This is a genomic window from Allocoleopsis sp., assembly GCF_036703385.1.
Lineage (GTDB): Bacteria > Cyanobacteriota > Cyanobacteriia > Cyanobacteriales > Coleofasciculaceae > Allocoleopsis.
Window position 1 is genome coordinate 1 of record NZ_DATNPA010000697.1, and the last position, 9,261, is coordinate 9,261.

Below are 9,261 nucleotides of genomic sequence, written 5' to 3' on the forward strand. Positions count from 1 at the left end.
AGCCACCACCACTGTTAATCCATGTACAGTCGCGATCGCAGAAATGCCCCCTACTAGGCTCAACAGTGCCGCTTCTAGAATGAATTGCGGTCAGGGGTTAGCTTTATAACTCAAGAACGGAGACGCTCTTGCTCTAAGTCGGCTCGATGAATTGAAAACCAAATAACTCTTGGGAATCCCCCGCTATATTGCGTTAGCAATTAGCAGGGGAGGATGTCAATAGGTATACCAGCATGAGATGTCTTAACAAAGGAATCGTGAGATGGCATGGAATACACCTTCCTCTTCAACAGATTTAGTGACGATCTGTGCAGCATTTTGGACAGACTGGGGTGAATTTCCCATTGCAATTCCAATGCCTGCAAGTTTGAGAAAGGGAATATCCGATTCTCCATCTCCAAAGGCAATAACTTCTGAGGGGGAGATGTTCATCAAAGACATTAATAAGTCAAATGCATTCTCTCGCGTTGCATTTTTGTGTGTTGCACTTCCCCATAAAAGATGAGGATGAGCTGCACCGAAGGCCGTAGCGAATTGAAGTGTGCTAAATTGGGCTAGTATTTGGTAAAGAGCCGTTTCTTCATCACTACCTCTGTCTACGGTAAAGCTCACTTTAATGATTTTCTGGGTTGCAATCAACTTACTAAAAGAGATGATTTTAGGGGTTCGATGAAGATATTCGGAATGAATATCAGCGAATGGATGCGCTTGATTGATGTAATAGTCTGTCTGAGTATAAAGCTCAAAGTATAATCCCTGTTGTGACAGTTTCTGGATGAGCATCTCCAGTACCTCTGGCTCAATAGCTTGGGAAAACACAGGCGTTCCTTGATCAGGCTCAACAATCAGCGCTCCTGCACAAAACAGAGAAAGACCATTCACACCTAAATCGCTGGCGATCGCAGATGCACCAAAATAAGGCCGTCCGGTTGCTAAAGAGACTGTAATGTTTTGCTTGAGCAACTGTGCGATCGCATGGCGAGTAGACAAGGAAATTTCATGGTTACGATTGACCAGAGTTCCGTCAATATCGAAGAATACAGCTTTAATTTGCTTAGGCGAGAGTGAGTCCAGTAACTCGATATTTTTCATGATGAGAAAACATTTCAGGAGTTAGGAGAACTGATATTATCAGAAGGAGGATTACTTTGAGGAACGACTGGCGTTCCGGGTTGGAGGGGAGTCTCCGGTGGGGGCAGTATCACTTGATCGCCCAGACGTAAGCCAGCTCTCACTTCTACATTAGTTGTTCCTTCTAGTCCTAGAGTGACGGGTCGTTTTTGCGCCTTGCTATAATCGTCTCGAATCCAGACAAAAGGTTTAGATTCAGAACGCTCAATGGCTGAGGGCTCTACCGTGAGTACGTTCTGTCGTTGCTCTTGAATAATCTCAACGCTGACTTGACTCCCTGGAATTAAGCTACCCGTTGGTTCGTCAAGCTGAACGATCACCGGAACTTTGGCTTGGGGAGATTGGCGTCGGGATGAGCCTTGATTGTCCTCTTGTGCGATCGCGCCTGGATACAAGCTCTTGACTTGTCCCCGATAGGGCTTCGCATCGGGCCCAATCACCCTAATCCGAGCTTTTTGATTGACTCGGACTTTAGTGGCGTCAAGCGTGGATAATTGGAGGGTGACCAGTTCTTGTGCAGGGTTGCCCAGAGTCAGCAGGACATCACCGGGTTTTAGCCCATCCCCATCTTTGACTTTCACATCCAGAACCTTACCCGCAATGGGAGCTGTCACAATATTGTTCTGGAGTTGCTGCTGAATACTTTCTCGCTCCACCTGAAGACGCTTGAGCTCGCTGCGATCAGTGTTGACGGCAGCGCGAGCCTCTTGCAATTGAGACTGAGCCTCGATCACTTTGTCTTGGAGTTGAGAGGGACGCTGTTGTTCCGCTTGAAGACGCTGGAGTTCTAGGGTATCTGCGTTGGCGGTGGTTTGAGCATCCCGCACGGCAAACTCAGCATTGCGGACTTGTTCTTTTTGTTCTTGGAGTTCATTGCCGGGAATGAAGCCTTTTCGATCCAGAATTTCAAGTTGCTGAAGTTTCTGTTGAGCCGCCGCTACCTTTTCTTTGGCTTCTTCTACTTTCTGGCGGCTGCGTTCCAAGATGAGTTCTTGTTTGCGAATCAAAAATTGTTGATTGACTGGCTCTTTAAGTTCCTTTTGAGCCACTGCCAGCTTTTCTTGAGCCTCGTCAATCTTCTGGCGGCTGCGGGAGAGTTTGAGTTCCTGTTTGCGAATCTCTAACTCCTGGTTGTCAAGGTTCGTTTGTCGCTGTTGATTGCGCAGGATGAGCAGTTTCTGACCAAAGCGAATGCGATCGCCAACTTTGACGAGTACCCGATCCACCGTGACTTCTCCAGGAGACTTCAGCTCTTGTTGACCTCCCAGTTCAACAGTACCGCTCTCATTAATCACGAGTTCCACATTGCCTCGCTTCACGGTGAGCAAACGCACCGCAACGGGTTGAGCCGCTCGATTAAACGTCTGAGCATAGATCAGCCAACCCCCAGTGCTGAGTACAGCCAAGGCTCCCGATAAGGCTAACCATCGAACTCCGGCTTTGAATGTCTTTTTTTCCTGAAGGTTCATCATCAACACTTTATCCCCTCAGTTTGCTTCGACAGTCAACCTGTTTCGAGGAAGTATCTGACAGAGTACTAGTAGTTCAAATGGTCTTCCTTCCGTTCTTTGCATGGTAATCTGGCAGGGTGACGCACCAACTCCAAAATGCTATGTCTTCCCAACCTCTTCGGCAAGCCACCCAAAGCAGATGGTGATGGATCAGGCAAGAGTCTTCACTCCCAAGAGGCTGATCGCTAATCATCACATCAGCTGATTTGCATTGGATGCTCTTGCAGGAGGAGGAGTAGGGGCGCACAGCTGTGCGTCCCTACAGTGTTGTGTCTGCAACTGTGAAACCTCATAGAACCGAGCGGTTGAACAGATGCGATCGCTAGGATCAGTGAGCACAGAACAGTGAGCAGTGACCAGCAAGCTCAATACTTAGTGTTTATAGGATTAGGGCGAATGGCACTGACTTAAGCGAAAACGGATCGTTTCTTGGAAAAACCAAGATTGGGGGAATTCCCCCCAAACCCCCCACTGGGGGACGGAGTGCCTACCTAGAGACCCCCTGCACAACGGTTATTTGGTGAGGTAGGAGATTTCTTAAGTCAGTGACATTCGGATTAGGGCAGATTGGCAAGCTGGTCATTTATTTCTGCTGCGCTGCACTAGCGATCGACTGGCCTCTCCTAAAGTTCAGTCTTAACCCAACGGTTCTATGACGTTCAAGAAGTCCATTTACACTCTTTGATACGGATTACCGGAAAAGACTTTCTGATGGATTTCAATATTTCTTTCTTCGCTGAATCGATCTGTGGCATATTCCATTACCATTGGTGATGTTAAGAAAAACCCAGCCTTTTTATCAATCAGCGATCGCGCTTCCAGAGATTCCAAAGCCTCTAGTAGTTTTTGCAAGGATACCGGAGGGGATATATTCTCTCGCAGTTCTGAAAATGAAGTGGGTTGGCGATGAATAGCCAACCATTTAATAATTTCTTGCTCTGCTTCTGACAAGCGATCAAAGTGATGTTCCAAAAGATTGCGAATGTTACCGAAAACAGCTGTGTTTTGTTTTAAAAACTCAGAAATACTTCCATCAAACAACCTTTGAATCGTCGTAGACACGATCTTCAATACCAGCGGATTTCCTGCATAGTATTCCATAAGCTGGTTCCACTCAGCTACTGTTCCCCAAAAAGAACCCTTGGTTCTAAAGATTTCCTGTCCTTCTCCTAGTTGTAAGCCCTTCAATTGTATGACGCGCACGGATAAGCTTTGTCCTTCCAATAGCCCAATTTCCTTAGGCTTTTCCCGACTCGTCAATACTAAACAACTTTGATGGCGTGCTTCCCCCACTCTTGTGAAGAGTTCACCATAACCCTCATAGCCTTTGCGATAGTGCCCAACCGAATAGTGGTATGGCTCTTTTTGCCGATTACAGCCTTGCAGAATTGATTCGATATTATCGAATAACAGTAGACATCGGCGGACTCGTAAATAATGAAGGAGTTGGGAAACTCTACCATCTACCGTTTCTGATAAATCAATTTCCTTATCCTGGGAAAGGAATCGAATCAGCTGGGCTAGGATGTCTTGGATTGGGGGAGCATGGCGTAAACTTCGCCAAATCAGGAACTCGAAATTATCCTGAATCTGTTCTGTTAGCTTCACAGACAGACAGGTTTTGCCCATTCCGCCCATACCCAAGAGTGTCACTAATCGGCAACGATCCTCCAGAATCCACTGTGTCAATGTTGCCAGTTCTTCTGTGCGTCCGTATAAAACGCCAGACTCCGGTGCCTCACCCCAATCAGGTAACACTTGAGCCATTGTACCGCCTCGCGTCTCAACAGACTCAAACTGAATAGTCGGCAGGTCATAATCACTTTGCTCCAGCAATAGATTAAAAGCTCTGAAGCACCGATCCAGAGTTCGCTTATCAACCCCAGTTTCACAAGTAAATACTTTCATCAGGGTATCTGGATCTAAGCCAGTGCGAATACTTAAGTCTTCCAAGGTGTAGCGTCTTTCATGGTTTTCGCGACGTTCCGCCTCAGTTTTTGCCGTCTGAAGTTTCTTTAATCCTTGGGGTGTGAGAACGACACCACGCCTACGTCTCTGTTTTTTTGAATGCATCGGGTTAATCTCGTAGTTAGGTAAATACACGAGTGGGGTAGGCTCTTGCTCAATGTCTATAAAAGACAGGCAAGATGCTTACCTCACTAGATAGGGTTCTACAGAAGTGAAATGAGCGCTGCTTAGTGATGAAGCCTTAAAGACGGAACTCTAACCCGAGTGGAGTCATGATGAGAATAAAGGGCTTTTTAAGAGCCATATTTACACCTTGTAAGGGAACAGTTTATCTAAAGTTGCTGTCAGCAAATAGCACGGACTTCTGAACTATCGAGGAATGTATTTCCGTTTAGACGCTAGGGTAAACAAGCTATCTATGGTCGTCGTTCAAATGCGAATTAGGCTCAACAAGGCCATATCAAAGTAGATGCAGTTCTTCTAGGGTTTAGGGTCATTGACACCTAATCCCTGAATATTATGTTGAATATTCTACTGCAAGATTATTTATTTATGGACTTTTTAATATAAAAATTCTTACATCAAAAATTTTCCGATCTTAAGGCATGTAAAAATGAATTTTGTTTAGTAAATAAGTAGTAAAAACCTTTTACATGAAAGGATTTCAAATATTTTTCACTAGAAACAATTAAATTCGGAAACTAACTTCCTAAAGTTCGGTTGCAACAACCCTAGGCGAAATGGCAAACTAGATTCAAAACAAACACACTAAATCATCTCAATCAATTCCTAATATGAACAAACTGTTAAATATGTATTAAATTGAATGTAAAACATAAAAAAAAAGCATTTTTGGTTATTTGTGATGAACAAGAAACAGTTACTCCAACAATTTAATTGAGGAAAAACTAGGCTTCTACAATATATAAGGAAAATTAAAATGATCGTTGTTGATTTTTTTGCATTTATTTTGTTTGCTGCATTTGCATCGATGATTTGGGGCTCGTTGCAAACTGTTGAAGGTGATAAGGTAAAAGGTTACAAAAAAGAGAATGACGAATTGTGGCTTGAAACTACGGTTCCAGGCAAGAGAAAACCCAGATTCCCAGAGTTGTGGGAACCCGTGATACCTCCGAAAAAGTAATGTTATTGAGGGAGAATACCAAGTTAGTCAGTTTAGATGTGATAGCCAGATAGCATCACAAACTTTTCCAGGGTTGAATCTGACGGCTGAACAGATTTTTCTGGCTGGTAGATGAAGTAGGGAACACAAAAGCGATCGCTCTTTTTCCTGAGTGCAATCTGCGCTTGGCGATCGCACTTATCAGTCTATTGGACAATTGATATCTGTAGGGGTACGACATGTCGTGCCCCTACCCATAATCTAGGCTACCGAGAACCACAATATATAGATCGCCTTGTGGTCAGCTTCACGGCTGCCACAGGCGATCGCACTTCTCCCTATCCCACTACAAAATTCACCAACTTCCCAGGTACAACAATCACCTTCTTAATCTCCTTACCTTCAATGTGACGCTGGGCAACCTCCGACTCACGCGCATATTGTTCCAACGCTTGCTTATCGGCTTGCGACGGAACTTGAATGGTTCCGCGAGTTTTGCCCATAATTTGAATCACCAATGTAATCTCATCAGCAACCAAAGCATCTGGGTCATAGTTAGGCCAAGTTTGAGTATGAACCGACTGCGTATGACCCATTGCTCGCCACAACTCCTCAGCAATATGAGGTGCAAAGGGCGCTAAGAGTGTCATTAAGGTTTCAATCCCTTCGGCATACACAGGTGAGTCTTTGCAATGAGCATCCGTCAAAGCATTGCTCAGTTTCATTAACTCGGAAACTGCCGTGTTGAATTGGTACTCCTCCCCTAAATCGTCGGTAACTTCTTTTATTGCCGTGTGAATAGCTCGCCTCAAATCCTTTTCTTGGCGGGTTGCAGGTTGAACGTTAGCTTGAGAACCTTCAACCTTTAACTTTCCAACCTTCAACCATTCCTCAACCAAACGCCAGACGCGATTGAGAAAGCGGAATTGCCCTTCGACATCCGCCTCATCCCATTCCAAATCTTTTTCCGGCGGTGCCTTAAACAGGATGAACATCCGCGCTGTATCTGCGCCGTACTTGTTAATCACAGCCTCCGGTGCGACGCCGTTGTACTTGGATTTCGACATCGTTTTGTAGGAAACTTCCAACTTTTCCCCAGTTTCTGGGTCTTTTGGGTCGTTGGGGTCTACCTGTGCCGAAGGAATCCATTTGCCGGTGGTGGGGTTCATGTAGGTTAACCCCTGCACCATGCCTTGAGTTAACAGGCGTTGGAACGGTTCATCGAAGTTGAGCAAACCCCTGTCTCGCAATACTTTAGTAAAGAACCGCGAATACAATAAGTGCAAAATCGCGTGCTCAATTCCCCCTACATATTGATCAACTGGCATCCAGTCATTCGTTTTATTGGGGTCAAATACTTGCTTGTCATTCTTGGCATCAGTAAAACGCAAGAAATACCACGAGGAATCAATAAACGTATCCATCGTGTCCGTTTCCCGCTTCGCTGGGGTACCACACGTCGGACAAGGCACATCAGCCCAACCTTCGAGTTGCGCTAAGGACGAAACACGACCCCCCTTAAATTCCACATCTTCCGGCAACTGTACCGGCAAATCGGCTTCTGGCACCGGTACTATCCCACACTTCGGGCAGTGAATCACTGGAATCGGCGCACCCCAGTAACGTTGCCGCGAGATTAACCAATCCCGCAAACGATACTGGATTCGGGCTTTCCCCCATCCTTGCTTTTCGGCGTGTTGAATAACTGCCTGTTTCCCGTCTGTGGAAGCCATGCCATCGAAGGAACCGGAATTAACCATCACTCCAGGTTCTGTGTAAGCCCCTTCGATTTTGGATTTTGGATTTTGGATTTTAGATTCTTCTGACTCCTGACTCCTGACTCCTGACTCCTCATTTTCTGGCACAATCACCACCTTGATGGGCAACTTCTGTTGGGTGGCAAATTGGAAATCCCTGGTATCGTGAGCAGGAACACCCATCACCGCACCCGTACCATACTCATACAGCACGTAGTCAGCAATCCAAATGGGGATTTCTTCCCCAGTAAACGGATTGATGGCTTTGCCCCCCGTAGGAATTCCACGTTTCGGCTTATCCTCTGCGGTGCGTTCTAGTTCACTTTCTTCAGAAACTTCTTGGATAAAGGCATCAACCGCCGCTTTCCGGTCTTGGGTCGTCACTTTGGGCGTCAAGGGATGCTCTGGCGCTAAAACAACATAAGTGACGCCATAAACCGTATCCGGGCGAGTTGTGAACACGGCGATTTTTTCATCCAATCCGATGATGGGAAATTCTAAATAGGCACCAACCGATTTACCAATCCAGTTCGCCTGCATCAGTTTCACCCGTTCCGGCCAACCCGTCAATTTGTCGAGGTCGTTGAGCAATTCCTCGGCATAGTCGGTAATTTTAAAGAACCATTGCCGTAACAATTTGCGTTCGACTTTGGCACCGGAACGCCAAGAACGTCCCTCACTATCCACCTGCTCGTTGGCGAGTACGGTTTGATCGATAGGGTCCCAGTTGACAGCGGCTTCTTTCTGGTAAGCTAATCCCGCCTGGAGAAATTGCAAGAAAATCCACTGCGTCCACTTGTAATAATCCGGGAAACAAGTGGCGAGTTCGCAATCCCAATCGTAGGACAACCCCAATCGCTTTAACTCAGACTGCATCTGAGTGATGTTTTGATACGTCCACTTGGCGGGATGTACCCCCCGTTGAATTGCCGCATTTTCCGCCGGTAAACCAAAGGCATCCCACCCCATCGGGTGCAGTACCCGATAACCTTGCATCCGGTGAACTCTGGCAATCACATCCGTAATTGTATAGTTACGAACGTGACCCATGTGCAGATTACCCGATGGATAGGGGAACATCGACAGGGCGTAGAATTTCGGTTTATCGCTCTCTGTCGGGGTCTGGTCAATACCTTGTTCAGACCAAATCTGTTGCCAATGTGCCTCTATCTCGGCTGGGTTGTAACGGGACTCCACAACACTTGCTCCTACTGGACTCGCTATCTGCCTTTGCTTTCGTAATTTTGACACATCCCCGATTGGGAATTTTGCCGATATGGCTTTGGAATACCAATGGCTTGCATCTATACTACTCATTGTAGTATGTGTTGGCTAGCGCTCGAACCTTGAATTCTGTAAAAGTTTTCGTATACGGCACCCTCAAACCCGGAGAGATTAATTACGATCGCTACTGTGTAGGGAAGGTGGTAGAGGAGAAACCTGCGATCGCCTATGGTCAACTGTATCACCTATCGCTGGGCTACCCAGGGCTTATACTTGGAGAGGGTCAAGTTCAGGGTTTTTTGCTAACCTTTACTGACTCCACCATCTTCGACAGCCTGGATGAGCTAGAAGATTACGACCCAAACCGCAGACCGGAAGATAACGAATATAATCGAGAGCAAATTGAAGTCTATGGCCTAGCAGGGCAATTACTAGGATTGGCTTGGGTCTACTTCATGACACTGGAAAAAGTGCAGTATTTCCAAGGTACTCTCATTCCCTCTGGGTGTTGGACAAGTGCAGCACAGCAGAGATAAATGACCAGCTT

At 46.1% G+C, this 9,261-nt stretch carries 6 protein-coding genes and 1 pseudogene; 3 read left to right on the forward strand and 4 right to left on the reverse strand.

All coding sequences use genetic code 11. From position 1 onward, the window contains the following. Nucleotides 1-243 precede the first annotated feature (243 nt). The 3 genes from V6C93_RS32780 to V6C93_RS32790 form a co-directional block, all read right to left on the reverse strand. Complete coding sequence (locus V6C93_RS32780) at nucleotides 244-1,092, reverse strand: HAD family hydrolase (protein WP_333480877.1); 849 nt, start codon at nucleotides 1,090-1,092, stop codon at nucleotides 244-246. Nucleotides 1,093-1,106: 14 nt separating this feature from the next. After that, the gene (locus V6C93_RS32785) at nucleotides 1,107-2,603 is read right to left on the reverse strand and encodes an efflux RND transporter periplasmic adaptor subunit (protein WP_333480878.1); all 1,497 of its coding nucleotides are present in this window, start codon (nucleotides 2,601-2,603) and stop codon (nucleotides 1,107-1,109) included. A 711-nt stretch (nucleotides 2,604-3,314) separates the two neighbouring features. After that, on the reverse strand, nucleotides 3,315-4,715 hold the full coding sequence (locus V6C93_RS32790) for an NB-ARC domain-containing protein (RefSeq protein ID WP_333480879.1): 1,401 nt from the start codon (nucleotides 4,713-4,715) through the stop codon (nucleotides 3,315-3,317). An 835-nt stretch (nucleotides 4,716-5,550) separates the two neighbouring features. On the opposite strand from V6C93_RS32790, the gene V6C93_RS32795 reads away from it, so the two are divergent. Together V6C93_RS32795 and V6C93_RS38595 are read left to right on the forward strand one after the other, a co-directional pair. Beyond that, nucleotides 5,551-5,754 (forward strand): hypothetical protein, encoded by a 204-nt coding sequence (locus tag V6C93_RS32795; RefSeq protein WP_333480880.1) that lies wholly within the window; start codon nucleotides 5,551-5,553, stop codon nucleotides 5,752-5,754. A gap of 1 nt (nucleotide 5,755) precedes the next feature. Then, nucleotides 5,756-5,869 (forward strand): annotated as a pseudogene (locus V6C93_RS38595) (Uma2 family endonuclease); the annotation flags it as partial. 202 nt (nucleotides 5,870-6,071) lie between these two features. Here V6C93_RS38595 and leuS read toward each other — a convergent pair. Then, nucleotides 6,072-8,687, reverse strand: a complete 2,616-nt coding sequence (gene leuS, locus V6C93_RS32805) for a leucine--tRNA ligase (RefSeq protein ID WP_349262912.1) — start codon at nucleotides 8,685-8,687, stop codon at nucleotides 6,072-6,074. Between the two features lie 149 nt (nucleotides 8,688-8,836). Between leuS and V6C93_RS32810 the strand changes: the two genes are divergently transcribed. Then, nucleotides 8,837-9,250, forward strand: a complete 414-nt coding sequence (locus V6C93_RS32810; protein ID WP_333480883.1) for a gamma-glutamylcyclotransferase family protein — start codon at nucleotides 8,837-8,839, stop codon at nucleotides 9,248-9,250. The last annotated feature ends 11 nt before the right edge of the window (nucleotides 9,251-9,261 follow it).

Excerpts from the sequence above, each read along its gene's own strand:
- V6C93_RS32795 (WP_333480880.1), top strand. The coding sequence starts at position 5,551 with ATGATCGTTGTTGATTTTTTTGCATTTATTTTGTTTGCTGCATTTGCA.
- V6C93_RS32785 (WP_333480878.1), bottom strand. The coding sequence starts at position 2,603 with ATGATGAACCTTCAGGAAAAAAAGACATTCAAAGCCGGAGTTCGATGG.
- V6C93_RS32790 (WP_333480879.1), bottom strand. The coding sequence starts at position 4,715 with ATGCATTCAAAAAAACAGAGACGTAGGCGTGGTGTCGTTCTCACACCC.
- V6C93_RS32780 (WP_333480877.1), bottom strand. The coding sequence starts at position 1,092 with ATGAAAAATATCGAGTTACTGGACTCACTCTCGCCTAAGCAAATTAAA.